General features: G+C 37.9%; 13 protein-coding genes. 7 read left to right on the top strand and 6 right to left on the bottom strand.

Annotation, left to right across the window (positions count from 1 at the left end; all coding sequences use genetic code 11):
* Window positions 1-30 precede the first annotated feature (30 nt).
* Window positions 31-810: a ferredoxin--NADP reductase gene (locus I2F23_RS00065; protein WP_195770570.1), complete on the bottom strand. Its 780-nt coding sequence runs from the start codon at window positions 808-810 to the stop codon at window positions 31-33.
* Between the two features lie 99 nt (window positions 811-909).
* Here I2F23_RS00065 and tsaA point away from each other — a divergent pair, with 99 nt between their 5' ends.
* Both tsaA and I2F23_RS00055 read left to right on the top strand, forming a co-directional pair.
* Window positions 910-1,635, top strand: a complete 726-nt coding sequence (gene tsaA / locus I2F23_RS00060; protein WP_195770569.1) for a tRNA (N6-threonylcarbamoyladenosine(37)-N6)-methyltransferase TrmO — start codon at window positions 910-912, stop codon at window positions 1,633-1,635.
* A gap of 172 nt (window positions 1,636-1,807) precedes the next feature.
* Window positions 1,808-3,583, top strand: a complete 1,776-nt coding sequence (locus I2F23_RS00055; RefSeq protein ID WP_195770568.1) for a GspE/PulE family protein — start codon at window positions 1,808-1,810, stop codon at window positions 3,581-3,583.
* A 75-nt stretch (window positions 3,584-3,658) separates the two neighbouring features.
* Here I2F23_RS00055 and hemP read toward each other — a convergent pair whose 3' ends face one another.
* Window positions 3,659-3,829 (bottom strand): hemin uptake protein HemP, encoded by a 171-nt coding sequence (hemP, locus tag I2F23_RS00050; protein ID WP_023273815.1) that lies wholly within the window; start codon window positions 3,827-3,829, stop codon window positions 3,659-3,661.
* Between the two features lie 153 nt (window positions 3,830-3,982).
* Here hemP and I2F23_RS00045 point away from each other — a divergent pair, with 153 nt between their 5' ends.
* Window positions 3,983-4,870: an NUDIX domain-containing protein gene (locus I2F23_RS00045; RefSeq protein WP_195770567.1), complete on the top strand. Its 888-nt coding sequence runs from the start codon at window positions 3,983-3,985 to the stop codon at window positions 4,868-4,870.
* Here I2F23_RS00045 and I2F23_RS00040 read toward each other — a convergent pair.
* Both I2F23_RS00040 and mrcB read right to left on the bottom strand, forming a co-directional pair.
* Window positions 4,867-5,574: a flagellar basal body L-ring protein FlgH gene (locus I2F23_RS00040; protein WP_195770566.1), complete on the bottom strand. Its 708-nt coding sequence runs from the start codon at window positions 5,572-5,574 to the stop codon at window positions 4,867-4,869. The two genes, I2F23_RS00045 and I2F23_RS00040, sit on opposite strands and share 4 nt — an antisense overlap.
* Before the next feature lie 16 nt (window positions 5,575-5,590).
* Complete coding sequence (gene mrcB / locus I2F23_RS00035; protein WP_195770565.1) at window positions 5,591-7,978, bottom strand: penicillin-binding protein 1B; 2,388 nt, start codon at window positions 7,976-7,978, stop codon at window positions 5,591-5,593.
* A gap of 189 nt (window positions 7,979-8,167) precedes the next feature.
* On the opposite strand from mrcB, the gene I2F23_RS00030 reads away from it, so the two are divergent.
* On the top strand, window positions 8,168-9,079 hold the full coding sequence (locus I2F23_RS00030; protein ID WP_195770564.1) for an NAD(+) kinase: 912 nt from the start codon (window positions 8,168-8,170) through the stop codon (window positions 9,077-9,079).
* Window positions 9,076-9,333 (top strand): YeaC family protein, encoded by a 258-nt coding sequence (locus I2F23_RS00025; protein WP_195770563.1) that lies wholly within the window; start codon window positions 9,076-9,078, stop codon window positions 9,331-9,333. Before I2F23_RS00030 ends, I2F23_RS00025 begins: the two co-directional genes overlap by 4 nt.
* Here I2F23_RS00025 and I2F23_RS00020 read toward each other — a convergent pair.
* Window positions 9,330-10,331, bottom strand: coding sequence for a glycosyl transferase family protein (locus I2F23_RS00020; protein WP_195770562.1), 1,002 nt, complete (start codon window positions 10,329-10,331; stop codon window positions 9,330-9,332). The two genes, I2F23_RS00025 and I2F23_RS00020, sit on opposite strands and share 4 nt — an antisense overlap.
* Before the next feature lie 59 nt (window positions 10,332-10,390).
* Window positions 10,391-11,302, bottom strand: a complete 912-nt coding sequence (locus I2F23_RS00015; RefSeq protein WP_195770561.1) for an alpha/beta hydrolase — start codon at window positions 11,300-11,302, stop codon at window positions 10,391-10,393.
* Between the two features lie 160 nt (window positions 11,303-11,462).
* On the opposite strand from I2F23_RS00015, the gene pheA reads away from it, so the two are divergent.
* Together pheA and I2F23_RS00005 are read left to right on the top strand one after the other, a co-directional pair.
* The gene (gene pheA, locus I2F23_RS00010; RefSeq protein ID WP_195770560.1) at window positions 11,463-12,569 is read left to right on the top strand and encodes a prephenate dehydratase; all 1,107 of its coding nucleotides are present in this window, start codon (window positions 11,463-11,465) and stop codon (window positions 12,567-12,569) included.
* Window positions 12,570-12,634: 65 nt separating this feature from the next.
* The gene (locus I2F23_RS00005; RefSeq protein WP_195770559.1) at window positions 12,635-14,881 is read left to right on the top strand and encodes a bifunctional prephenate dehydrogenase/3-phosphoshikimate 1-carboxyvinyltransferase; all 2,247 of its coding nucleotides are present in this window, start codon (window positions 12,635-12,637) and stop codon (window positions 14,879-14,881) included.
* The last annotated feature ends 29 nt before the right edge of the window (window positions 14,882-14,910 follow it).

Here is a 14,910-nt window from a genome sequence, read left to right as displayed (position 1 = left end):
TAGAACATCGGCTTTCTTGTATGAAAAATTTTATTTTTCTACAAAAGCACGTTCGATAACATAGTCACCCATTTCACCCATACGTGGTGACTCTTTTAGACCATGTTCATCTAGTAACGTAGCAACATCTTTTAAGAATGCTGGACTACCACATAGCATTGCTCTATCTGTTTCACGATTGAAGCGAGGTAAACCGATCTTTTCGAATAATTCGCCAGTTTCAATGGCTGTCGTTACACGGCCTTGAGTATGGAACTCTTCACGAGTTACTGTTGGGTAGTAAACAAGCTTTTCTTGCACACCCAACTCTTGGAAGAATTCATGGTTTGGTAACTCATCTAAAATAAGATCTTGGTAGGCAAGCTCACTCACATAGCGTGTACCATGAACCACAATGACTTTCTCAAAACGTTCATATGTTTCAGGATCGCGAATAATAGATAAGAAAGGAGCTAAACCTGTTCCTGAAGACAATAAATAGAGGTTTTTCCCTGGTAGTAAGTCATCATGAACAAGTGTACCTGTTGGTTTTCTTGAAACTAAAATCTCATCGCCAACTTGTACTTTTTGTAAAATTGATGTGAGTGGCCCGTCAGGTACTTTAATTGAGAAGAATTCAAGTTCTTCTTCGTAATTTGCACTTGCGATCGAATAAGCACGCATCAAAGGCTTACCATTCACTTGGAGGCCAATCATGACAAACTGACCATTTTTATAGCGTAAACTTTGGTCACGTGTTGTTTTAAAGCTAAATAATGTGTCATTCCAATGGTGAACGTGAGTGATACGTTCAACGTTAAAAGCAGCCATGTAAAGGTCCAATTATGAATATTAAAAACGGTTTCTATTTTAATCTAAAATTAATCCCTATAAACTGAATATATTTAATTGTCTTTATAAGAAAAAGTGATGAAAGCTTTTGAACCGATTCAATTCCCCGTCATTGGTATGATGCATTCGCCGTTTCGAGAGAAATTTGGTATACCTAGGCAACCCAATTTAGTGAATATTGAAACATATATTCAGTTATGTGCCCCATACAATAATATTTCTGCATTTGAGGGAATCGAAGAATTTAGTCATTTATGGCTATTATGGCATTTTCATGAGAATAAAAACTTAAATCAATCGAGTTTTAGACCACAGGTTAGACCTCCTCGTTTAGGAGGAAATCAGCGAAAAGGGGTTTTTGCCACACGAAGTATGTATAGACCTGCGCCTATAGGGATGTCGGTAGTTCAATTGAATCGAATTGAGTGTGTTGGAAAAGAACTTCGAGTTTATGTTATGGGAAGTGATTTACTCCACGGCACACCTATTTTAGATATTAAACCGTATATTCACTATTCTGATGCGATTGATAATGCTCAAAGTGGTTATGCAGATATACAACCTCCAATAAAACCAGTGATTTGGAGTGACAATGCAAGTCAACAATGTCAATCACTCATTGTAGATGGTTTAACAACTTTAAAAATAATTGAGTCGCTTGAACAAGTGCTTGCTTTAGATCCTCGGCCTGCATATCAGCACGATGAACAACGTCTTTATGGTATGAGTTTTGATCAACTAAATGTTCAATTTCAGGTGAAAGAAGAAAATGTTTTTGTTGTGAGTATTTGCACAGTATTTTAGTAAAATTAGTAATAAATCACGTTAATTTTAAATAAATTGATACTTTTCAACCTTGAAAGATATGAGTGTAATGATTAATGTGAATCTTATCTTCCAAATGCTTGAAATTTTGTGCAATTGAAAGCACACATTTAATTACATTTACTCGGCTCATTATTTTTCGGGATTATTTATGTACACTCGTTCGTCAAGTCACCACTATTCTTATTCAATTGATTTACAGTGGTGCTTAGAGCATTTAATGCAAGATGGTTTAGTGAGTGAACGAGATAAGATTCTCATTCAAACAACCCATCGTAAAAAAGAACATTTGAGTTTACACCCTCTCCAGTGGATTGCTGAATTTAACTTATCAAATCAACAGAATACTTCGCAAAAATTAAACTTGGTTAATCTATGCCAATGGCTAGCCAAGAAAGCAAATATTCCATTATTTATTATTGATCCTTTAAAATCCGATGTTGAATCTTTAACAAAGATTATGTCTGAAGAGTTTGCAATTCATAACAACTTACTTGCAGTTGATGTGAATGATGATGAAGTAACGATTGGTACTGATCAACCATTCATGACAGATTGGATAAGAAGTTTAGAACATATTGTTAAACCCAAAAAAATTAAACTTGCATTATTAACGCCTGAACAACTCAGACGATATTTGGTTGAATATTATCAGGTAAGTCGAGCTGTTTTTTCTTCTGAAAAGAACCAAAAAAATGAAAATAGGGCTGTTGAATCTCTACTTCAAATTGGAGATATGCAGAATCAAAATCCTGATGCAAATGATCAACATATTGTAAAACTTGTAGATTGGGTTTTGCAGTTTGCGTTTGAACAGGGTGCCAGTGATATTCACTTAGAGCCAAGAAAAGAAAAAGGAAAAGTGAGGTTCCGTATCGATGGTGTACTCAATACGATTTATCAAATGCCAGCAAATACCTTAAATGCGGTAATTGCACGTATTAAGATTTTAGGTCGTATGAATGTAGCAGAGAAGAGAAAACCACAAGATGGGCGACTAAAAACCCGTACACCACGAGGTGTAGAAACAGAGTTGCGTTTAGCAACTTTACCAACAGCTTTGGGCGAGAAAATGGTACTGAGGGTATTTGACCCTGAAGTACTGGTAAGAGATTTCCAGCAATTAGGCTTTGATGAAAAGCTTATGGATCAGTGGAAAACGTTAACCAGCAATACGCATGGTATTATCTTGGTTACAGGACCTACAGGTTCGGGTAAAACCACAACACTTTATTCATCTTTAAAGAAGTTGGCAACGGATGATGTGAACGTATGTACCATTGAAGACCCAATTGAGATGCAAGAAGATAGCTTTAACCAAATGCAAGTCAATGCCAATATTGATTTAGGCTTTGCAGATGGAATTCGTGCACTTATGCGACAAGATCCAGATATTGTCATGATTGGTGAGATTCGAGATAAAGATACAGCAGATATGGCAATTCAAGCGGCACTCACGGGGCATTTAGTTTTATCTACACTTCACACGAATGATGCACCATCAAGTTTAACGAGATTACATGATTTGGGTATTCAACCATTTTTAAGCTCTGCGACACTCTTAGGTGTATTAGCTCAACGATTGGTTAGAAGATTATGTTCGTGTAAAAAGGAAGTATCTATTAATGAGCCTGAATGGGAGCAACTCACAGCAGGTTATGAAATCGAAAAACCTAGTCGCTTATACGAGCCTGTAGGGTGTGATACATGTAGACATACAGGATATAAAGGCCGTGTAGGATTATATGAATTTATGCCAATGTCGTTTTCATTGAAACAACTGGTAAGTGATAATGCAAAACTCTCTGATATTAAAGAACAAGCCAAAAAAGAAGGTGTTGAGCCATTACGTATAGCTGGTGCTCGACAGGTCTTACTAGGTACGACTTCAATAGAGGAAGTACTTCGAGTTGTGCCTTTAAGTTAAAGTTCTAAAAGCAGTAATTACACCTGTATATTACTGCTTTCCCACGTTATTTTACGCTACTCGTAATCCGTAATTTTATTTTGTTAATATGAGACGATTGTTACGAGTTAGTCTTAAGCGATATTCCTCTCCCGCATGCATAATGCGAATTTCACGACCTAAAGCAAATAAATTATTCGAATGAAGCATTGGTAGATTTTGGTTTGATTCTGTGCTGCGAGTAAATAAGTTAAACGGTGCGTTCATTTCTAATTCTCCGTGGAGTTGAGAAGTTGGCTAATGTTTTAAATGATAATCATTATCGAATAATACTGTCAATTATAATTTGTGCTTTTTTATAAAAAACTTTGAACCAGTTACAATATGTAAAATTTGTCGAGAATGATGGAGGATTACAATATGAGCAAGACTGAAGTCAAAGTTGCCATTGGATTGCTTTTTTCACATGGTCGTGTGTTAGTTGGCTGGAGAGATAAACAACAACATCAAGGAAACAAAAATGAATTTCCAGGTGGCAAGATAGAACATCACGAAACCCCTATATCTGCTTGTAAGCGTGAGATTTTTGAAGAAGTAGGTATTGAAGTTGATGAGTGGTTTGCGTGGGATGAAATTTATCATGAGTATGATGATATTATTGTTCGTCTATATTTATTTTACAGTTTTATTCCAGATCAGCTTCTAGGCAGTATTCAAGATCCATGGACATGGTACTCTAGGTCTGATCTAACCTCATTAAACTTTCCTAAAGCAAACGATATCATTTTAGAAAGATTACTTTGGCCTCATTATATTAAAATTAGTCATGAATGCATGGATGTTTATCATCTGCCGTCAGATCGAATTGTATATTTAAGAGACGCAAATTTTGATGAAATAAACGATTTAGAAGAGATATATTTAAATAAAATAATTGTAAATATAGAAATTGCCAAGAATTTAGATTTAGATAAACAAAAAAAACTGAATGCGATTCATATTAAACAGAGTCAACTTGCCAGTTTAACAAAAAAAGATTTAGTCATGGGGTGTCGCTATATTGCTGCATGTCATGACTTAGAAAGTATAAGTATGGCACAGCGTATAGGGTGCGAGGCTATTTTTATTAGTCCTGTACAAAAAACGAATACCCATATCAACGCTCAGCCACTGGGGTGGAGTAACTTTCAAAGTTTGACAAAAGCAACACACGCTTTGGTTTTTGCATTAGGAGGATTAACACCGAATGACCTAAAAACCGCACAAGATTTTCAGGCCTACGGTGTTGCAGGTGTATCAGCGTTTTAGTTTAAGTTGTTTATTGCCGCTTCTGCTTTGTTTACTAAATCATTGTTATGTTGCTGTTGAGCAGACTTAGAAATAACCTGCCAAAATTGCTTTTTGGTTGTTTTATCTGGTGCGAAAATCATACCTCTTTGTGCAAGAGATTGGGCTTGTGAAAACTGTTTTTTCTGCAAAGCAATTCTTGAAAGCATGACATAGCTTCCTGAAGCTTGTGGTGCTATTCGCTGAGCTAGAATAGCTAAATGTTCGGCTTTGTCTAGTTGCTGTTGTTGATAAGCAATTTGTGACTGGTTAATTAAATTACGAAAAGCAGGTGGCTGTGCATTGCTGACTGTAATTGTATTACTAATCGGTTGTTGAGGTTTTGGTGTAGGTAATGGAGCCTGTGGCTGTGGCTGTGGCTGTGGCTGTGGCTGTGGCTGTGGCTGTGGCTGTGGCTGTGGCTGTGGCTGTGGCTGTGGCTGTGGCTGTGGCTGTGGCTGTGGAATAGGCATAGATTCATGCTTAATCTCACCCGGATTATAAGGCGTAGTTGTTACACCAGTATTCGGTTGTTTGACTTGAGTCGGTGGAGTCATCGGCTCAGCGTCAATTTTAGGTGCTGTTGTTGTTCTTGTTGGTTGCTGACTATGGTGTAAGCTTGGAAGTTGGCTACATCCCACCATACCGAGTAGCATTAAGCTACTCGTTAATAATTTTAATCTCATTTATGTTCTCCAAAAATTAATTATAACTGCCCGATGAAATCACCTGTGGTGGCGAAGTAGGGGTAGCATTATTATTAGAACGATCTTCGGTCGTTTGTTGAATAAGATTTTCCAAAGGATCATCTGAAGATGTAGCTGGTGCAGATGCATTGCTGTCTGGTATGAATTGATTTGGCATTGCACATGATGTTGATTGTGTTGGTACATGTCCGGCTAAAAGAGGAATATACATAGCGTTACTACAACCTTGAGCAGAAAGGTTACCTGTAGCTACGTCAATCCATTGCCACTGCACATCATCAGGCTGGGTTAAATTTACGGGTTGCTGATGCAATTGCTTCATTACATTCGTCCATACCGGTAAAGCACCTGATGAACCTGTTAATCCAGTAATTTTATTATTGTCTAGACCTAACCAAACAACAGCAACATAGTTGCCAGAATAACCTGCAAACCATGAGTCTCGTGCATCATTTGTTGTACCAGACTTTCCTGCAAGATTTAGATTGCTTGGTAAACTGCGATAAGCAGCTTGTCCTGTACCTGAGCGCATAACCTGTTGCAATCCATAGTTTAAGACATAAGCAGCTGCAGGATCGATGGTTTGTTGTACATTTAAGCCATAGCGGTCGAGTACTTTACCATTTTGGTCAACTACCGCACGAATAGATTTAGTTGGATATTTAAACCCACCTGTCGCAAAGTTTCCATAGATACTAAGCACTTCCATTGGCGACATATTAATAGCACCAAGAAATGTTGAAGGATAAGATGGAATATCACTGGTTACGCCAAACTTACGTAAGTTATTTATAAATGCAGGCACACCAAATTCTTGACCCATGCGTACTGCTGCAAGGTTATAGGAGTGTTCTAGGGCTTGTACCATAGGTACCATACCATGTTCACCACCACCATAGTTTTTAGGTGTCCAAGTTTTACCATTTGCACTAATACTAATTGAACTATCTGGAATTAAGCTTGCCCAGTTATAACGACCTGATTCAATGGCATTAATATAAATTGCTGGTTTCAGTAGAGAACCCACTTGACGTTTTGCATCAATCGTACGGTTAAATCCTGTAAAATCTTGCGATGAACCCACGGCTGCAACAAGCTCACCATTATCTGGTCGTTGAATAAGTACTGCACCTTGTAAATCGTTTAATGCACGTGGATTGCGTTTTGTAAGATTTTCAACACTATCTTTAAACGCATTTTGAACATTGGTTTGTGCTACGGGGTCTAAGGTCGTAAAGATTCTGAGTCCTTGGTTTGTTAGGTCTGAATCTTGATATTCAGCACGCAGTTGACGGCGTACAATATCCATGAAATCTGGGAATTTTGTTGGCCCTAGAGACGGTTTATCAATAACACCAAGTGGGCGAGCAACTTCAGTATCGTACTGTTGCTGTGTAATATAGCCTGTAGTAAGCATATTATTGAGTACGACATTACGTCTTTCTTTTGCACGCTCTGGATTACGCCATGGATTATATAAAGATGGCCCTTGAACTAGACCAACCAAGAAGGCTTGTTGCGAAATATTAAGCTCACGTAGTGGTAGACCAAAGTAAAATTGTGATGCAAGACCGTAGCCATTAATGGAATAGTTACCGTTTTGACCTAAATGTACTTCATTTAGATAGGTTTCTAATATCTCTGATTTGCTGTAATGCATTTCTAACAGAAAAGCCATCAACGCTTCATTAATTTTACGTTTATACGTTTGTTCAGGCGATAAGAAAAAGTTTTTAACCAATTGTTGGGTAAGGGTAGATCCCCCTTGTCTGCGTCCACCTGTGATATTACTGAAAATAGCACGTCCCGTACCACGAACGGAAATCCCATGGTGTGTATAGAAGTCACGGTCTTCTGTTGCAATTAATGCATTAATAAGAGGCTGAGGTACATTTTGTAATTTTATGAGTACACGGTCTTCATTATGCTGAGGGTAAATACCGCCAATCAGTAATGGCTCGAGACGAGTCATACCTGTTTCAGAAGGTTTTGTTGTTTTAACATTTACGATTTCATCTTGTGCAAATGCTAAGTCAAGAACTTGCTCTGGTTCATTACTGTCGCCAAAGTCAAAACCACGTGTATGTACTAAAACATTGTTCCCTTTGAGGACATATGAACCTGGATGCTCATAGTTATCTGCTTTATGATAACCGAGCATGTTTAGCTCTTGAATTAAGTTGGCTTCACTGACAGGAGCTTGGTTATAAATTTCTAATGGTCGTGCATAGACTTTTGCAGGAATATCCCAACGTTGCCCCTCAAATTTTGAGCGGATAACATTATCTAAACGAATAATATAGAAACTAAAGGCAATACAACCAACAATGACTAGTATCAAAAAGATGACTAGAAAAAAACTAAGACCACGTTGCGACTTCATAAAAAGTGATAAGCTATCCGAGACAAACCCTATAATCATGCGAATGTTTTTCACATTTTGCAATAATTATTGCGGTAACGATACAAAAAATATCCGAGAAAACAGGAAGCAACCCATCATGTTGCAACATGTTTTTGATGAAATGTACATGTTATTATAAAGTTATTCTTGTACGGAGCGCTGAATTTAGTGAAGATTTCCCATAAGTCGTTTCGCAACATTGGACTCATTGGTAGACCAGACAAATCTGCTGTAGTAAGTACGTTGTGTTTAATTCATGACCATTTAATTAAATTGGGCTTACATCCTATTTTTGATGAAGAAACAGCACAGCTTGTACCTTATCAAGATTGTCAAATGATCAGTCGAAAAATGATGGGTGAGGTTGCAGACTTAGTAATTGTGGTTGGAGGAGATGGGTCTCTACTACATGCTGCACGTGCACTGGTAAAACATAATACACCTGTTGTAGGTGTGAACCGAGGTCGATTGGGCTTTTTGACAGATATTAAGCCTTCAGATGTTTTGGCAAAATTAGACCAAGTTTTACAAGGAAAATTTTTATTAGATCGTCGGTTTTTATTAGAATTAGAAATTCGTGCAGAAGATGAGATTTTATATCAAGCAATTGCTTTAAATGATATCGTGCTACATTCTGGAAAGTCTGTGCATATGATTGATTTTGAACTTGAAATAGATGGCCATTTTGTCTATAGACAACATAGCGATGGGTTAATTATTGCCACACCAACAGGTTCTACAGCATATGCATTGTCTGGAGGAGGCCCTATTATCCATCCAAGTATGGAAGCAATTTCATTGGTACCCATGCATCCCCATACATTGTCTTCACGTCCTATTATCGTCGGCGATCAAAGTGAGATTAAAATTACAGCGAGAGAGTCACGTTGGATGCCGATGGTGAGTGCCGATGGTCAACCGAGTGTTTCATTAAACGATGGTGAATCGCTACATATCCGTAAGTATCCATTTAAGTTGAATTTATTGCATCCACCTGGATATGATTTTTATATGGCATGTCGTACGAAGTTAGGGTGGAATCAAGATTTTGAAGCATTACAGCAACAGGAAGATGAATGAATATAGAGCAAATGTTATCTGTTTTAGATGCTGATATTGTAAAGCGGTTAAAAACAGCTGTAGAAATTGGAAAATGGCCAAACGGTATTGTACTTTCCAAAGAGCAAAGAGAAACATGCATGCAAGCTGTACTGGCTTGGGAATATACCCATTTACCAGAAGATGAACGGACAGGTTATATCGATAAGGGTAAGAAAAAGGAAGGAGATGTTTGTGATGACGACTCATCTCCAAGACCGATTCGATTCACTTAAGTTTGTTGTCTATTTTTCCATAAGTGTGTTGCTGTTTGCATTGCTTCTGCAAAGCTTTCAGCTTTTTGCATCGTATATAGTGCAATGCCTATAGTTTCAATAATTGCCATTTCACCATAGGGGTGTGTGGCTCTACCTTCCCAGACGTCTTTAAAGAAAGCGAGATCTAGAAATTCTTCTGTTGGACTACGGTCAGGGGTGAGTTTAGGAAGTTCATGTTCATAAAGTTGACCATTTTTGATACCGCAAATAAGTGTTTTTGCATCTGGATTTCGTTCAAACTCTCCGCCTTCACCTTTAATAACAGCACTGTTTTGATACCCTAAATTTAACGCAGCATGTTGATGTGAGTTTCGATAGGCAGGATGAAAAATAGATTGTAGTGTGGCTTTTGCATTAAATGGATTAATAAGGCGAGCAAGTGTATGAATGGGTGAGCGAAGACCCATGACATTTCTCAATTGAATCAGGTCGTTTAGGGTAGGTGAAAGCTGTTCTAAAGGAAGGTAAGCAAATGATCGTTGATTGAGTTGTTGTTCGATATCTGTTTGTGTGTGACAGATAGGGAAACCAAGATATTCAAGAACTTCTTCTGTATACACTCGATTGATAGTATGACCTGATGCACCATGCATAAAAATACGATAGCCATAATGTGCTAGTGTAAGTGCAGAAAGAATAAACCAAGGATAATGCTTGCGTTTTCCAGCATAAGATGGCCAGTCTAAATCTACATTTATTGGTGAAAATTCAAGTTTATCTTTGGTGGCTTGAACGAAACCTGTCAGCTCATCAATTGATTCTTCTTTAACCCGAAGTAACATCAAAAAAGCACCAACTTGAACATCTAGCACTTCTTTTTCTAAGATTAAACGAAAAGCATTGTAGGCTTCTTCTTGGGTAAGTGAGCGTGAACCTGTCTTGCCTTTGCCAATAATACGAATGTATTGTGCAAAAGGATGTTCTAAATCTTTGTATAAGTTGCGCTTAGTATTCATAAATAAGATTTTTCTGCAGAATCTACTTTTAATATATCAGTTTCAGTTCTGAGAAGTCATTATTGTGGATCAAGTTGTTCATGACATGCTACTAGAGAGTTACAACTTGTGAGTAAAATGGCTTTGGGAAGTGTTGAATAAAGATTCATAATATGTTGGTCGCCAGGTTGTATATATGTCCACGTATTGTCTGTATTTTTTAAACTTGAAAATAGCTTATCTCTCATCTCTTTTGCATGATGAACTGTATCTCCGCTGGGTCCAGCACCTTCATTTGAACCAAAAGTAATCATAAGCATTTGATTATTTTTTAATTTAAAAGGTTTGTTGATGGTTTCATATTGGTTAAACCAAATGGAGGGGCTAGCAGCAATAAATCGATTAAATAAATGATTTTTTTGAGATAGTAGGTTCAAAACAAATAAACCGCCTAGCGAATGACCATAAATGGCTTGAGCTTGAGTATTAATAAAATATTCATGTTCAATACGAGGTTGAAGCTCTTTTTCGATAAATTTACTAAATAGTTGTGCACCACCAAATACGGTAGGTGGACGAGCATATTGTTGAGTATTAGGTGTGGGAGTATAGTCTAATGCTCTTTGTACAGTATTAAATCCATTTTTTGCAGTGATGTAACCAATTGAAACGAGGGCGACGGGAGTGGTATTTGCTGAAGATTTAGATGAGGTCGTTAAAATATTTGTAAGCGTTTTGGCACTCTCTATAACAGCATTGCCATCAAGTAAATAGAGGACATGGTAGCCTTCGGAAGGTAAGTTTGAGCTAGGGGGAAAATAGATATCAATTTGATATTGTTGATGTGTATATGCTGAAAGCATATTAAAAGAAGTGCTTTGCGTACTTTTTGTTGTAATTTGCATAGGGTCTTGAGCGTAACTCATTGGAGTAAGACTGAATAAGCCACATAAAAATAATGTGTTAAGTCTATGCTTTTTAGGAGAGTTCATATTATTCTTAAATTGTGTTTTTATAAAAGATAATCATTTTCATTATTAAAGTCCAATAAAAACATCATTCGAATTTTTAGTGAATGCAAATAGCACTTCTGATTTGAATATGGTTATACTTGCATGAATGCTTATTTATATATGTGTGGGATGATTTCAAATGGGTCATGACGGTCAAAAGAAAACTTCTTTAAATTTAGATCAAATTCGTTCAGATATTGATGGTGTTGATCAGCAAATTCATGCTTTGATTAATCGCCGTGCATCTTTAGCAGAAGCAGTTGCACATGCTAAGTTTGCAGAAGAAGATAACCCATTGTTTTATCGTCCTGAGCGTGAAGCACAGGTGTTGCGTAAGGTTATGGAAAGAAATGAAGGTCCATTGTCTGATGCAACGGTAGCACGCTTATTTCGTGAAATTATGTCTGCATGTTTGGCGCTAGAGGCACCACAGAGTATTGCATTTTTAGGGCCTGAAGGAACGTTTACCCAAGCTGCTGCCTTAAAACATTTTGGACAAGACGCGGTAGTACGTCCAGTAACAACCATTGATGAAATTTTTCGTGAAGTCGAAGCTGGAATTGCACACTACGGTGTAGTACCTGTAGAAAACTCATCTGAGGGTGTGGTTAATCATACGTTGGATTGTTTTAAATCTTCACATTTAAATGTGATTGGTGAAGTAGAGCTAAGAATACATCATCAATTTTTAGTCTCTGAGCACACGCGCAAAGACAGCATTAAGCAAATTTATGCGCATCAACAAGCATTGGCACAATGCCGTCAATGGCTAGAAGCAAATTATCCTGGTGTAGAGTGTGTGGCTTTAAGTTCAAATGCTGAGGCAGCTCGCCGTATTCGTAGTGAATGGCATTCTGCTGCAATTGCTTCCGATGTGGCTGCAAGTACCTATGGTTTAGAAATTCTACATAACAATATTGAAGATAATCCTGAGAATACAACAAGGTTTCTTGTGATCGGTCGTGAAAAGATTCCACAAAGTGGCAATGACAAAACTTCTTTACTTATTTCAGCCCATAACCGTTCGGGCGCTTTGCTTGAAATTTTAGAGCCTTTTTCGAAACACCGTATTAGTTTAACGAGTATAGAAACACGACCAGACCTACATGAAAAATGGACGTATATCTTCTTTATTGATTTAGAAGGTCATATTGATCAAGAAAATGTAAAGGCAGCGATTGATGAAATTAGACCACTGGCGAAAGAACTTCGCATTTTAGGTTCTTATCCACTTGCTGTAATTTAAGATAAAGTCCGTGTTAGAAAGTATAGGATATTCATGGTGTTAGTAAAAATTTCGGGTGCAATCACATGACACCTGTATTATTTGAAAAAGTTGCTTTTATTGGCTTGGGATTAATTGGATCTAGCCTAGCACGTGTCATTCATGCGAAAAAACTAGCAAAGCTTGTTGTGGCATCGACAAGATCTGAGAAAACTTTGGAAGATGCGAAAGCATTGGGTTTAATTGAAGCAGGATATACCGATGCAATTGAAGCTGTAAAAGGTGCAGATTTGGTTGTTCTTGCACTACCTGTACGTGCCACAGCACATATTTTAAGTACGATTCAGCCTTATTTAAATGCAAATGTTATTCTTACAGATGTAGGTAGCACCAAAGCAAATGTTGTTGAGGCGGCAAAAGCGGTATTTGGAGAGGCATTGCCTGAAGGGTTTGTGCCAGGTCATCCGATTGCTGGTAGTGAAAACACAGGGGTGCATGCAGGAAAAGCTGATTTGTTCGCACACCATAAAGTGATTTTAACACCTTTGGAAACAAGTGCGCCGTGGGCTGTTGCAAAGCTTACACAACTTTGGAAAGCTGCAGATGCCGAAGTCATTTGTATGGATGTTCAAAAGCACGATGAAGTACTTGCACATACCAGTCATTTGCCACATTTAATGGCATTTAATTTAGTAGAGCAACTTGCAAGTCGTGAAGATAATTTAGATATATTTCGTTATGCGGCGGGTGGGTTTAGAGATTTTTCACGCATAGCCGCATCTGATCCCCAAATGTGGCATGACATTTTCTTCTCAAATAAAAAGTCTATCTTGGATGCCGTAGATGGATTTGATGCTCAATTAAAAGTTATTCGCCGTATTATCGAACAAGATGATTCTCAGGCATTAATGGGGCTGTTAGAGCATGCCCAAGCCGCCAGACAACATTTTAATCATATGCTCACAAAAAAGACAGTGATGGAGAACGTATCAGTGACTCAGAAATTTACAATTTTGCCTAAAGATCATCAGTTTAAGGGGACTTTTTCCATACCGGGAGATAAGTCGGTTTCACATCGTTCAATTATGTTTGGTGCAATTGCAGAAGGGACAACACGAGTTACGGGGTTCCTTGAAGGTGAAGATGCATTGGCTACATTACAGTCTTTTAAAGACATGGGCGTAAAAATTGAAGGACCAGAAAATGGTCATGTTACGATTCATGGTGTGGGAATGTCTGGACTGAAAGCACCAGAAAAAGCACTTTATATGGGTAACTCAGGTACAAGTATGCGTTTACTTTCAGGCATGCTTGCTGCACAACAGTTTGATACAGTCATGACTGGAGATGCTTCTTTATCTAAGCGTCCGATGGAGCGTATTGCTAAACCACTGCGTTTAATGGGTGCACAGATTCAAACTACAGGTGAAAAAGGTACACCTCCTGTAAGTATTACAGGTAAACAGAATTTAAAAGGTATTCAGTATGATTTACCAATGGCATCTGCACAGGTAAAGTCAGGTATTTTACTTGCTGGCCTTTGGGCTGAGGGTGAAACATCAGTAACTGAGCCTGAACCAACACGCGACCATACAGAGCGTATGCTTCGTGCATTTGGCTATGAAGTAAAAACTGAAGGAAATAGAATTAGTTTAGTCGGTGGTGGAAAATTAGTTGGTACGAACATTCAAGTGCCTTCAGATATTTCATCTGCTGCATTTTTCATGGTAGGTGCGGCTATTTGTAAAGATTCAGATGTTACACTTGAAGCGGTTGGTATTAATCCAACAAGAACAGGTGTTATTGAAATTTTAAAACAGATGGGTGCAGATATTACTGTTCTAAATGAGCGGATTGCAGGCGGTGAACCAATTGCAGATATTCGTATTCGTGGAACACAAACTCTAAAAGGAATACATATTCCTGAAGATCAGGTACCTTTAGCAATTGATGAATTTCCTGCACTCTTTGTTGCGGCATCTTGCGCTGAAGGACAAACTGTACTTACAGGTGCAGCAGAGTTACGCGTGAAAGAATCTGATCGTATTCAAGTCATGGCAGATGGTTTACAAGCTATGGGTATCCAGTGTGAACCGACTCCTGATGGTATTGTCATTGAAGGTAAAGGTAAAACTGGAAATTGGGATCCTATTTTTAAGGGTGCAGAAATTCAATCTCATCACGATCACCGTATTGCAATGAGTTTTAGTATCGCAGGTTTGCGTGCAAGTGAAGCAATTACTATTCATGGTACAGAAACAGTAGCAACAAGTTTTCCTACATTCACACAGCTAACGAATGAAGCTGGTTTTAGTATTCAAACATTAGACTAAGTTTCTTGTAAAAAAAGCCAGTTAAGTAC

The organism is Acinetobacter pollinis (assembly GCF_015627175.1).
Classification (GTDB): domain Bacteria; phylum Pseudomonadota; class Gammaproteobacteria; order Pseudomonadales; family Moraxellaceae; genus Acinetobacter; species Acinetobacter pollinis.
The sequence above is the reverse complement of the archived record's forward strand: the minus strand, read 5'-3'. Positions and strand labels throughout refer to the sequence as shown.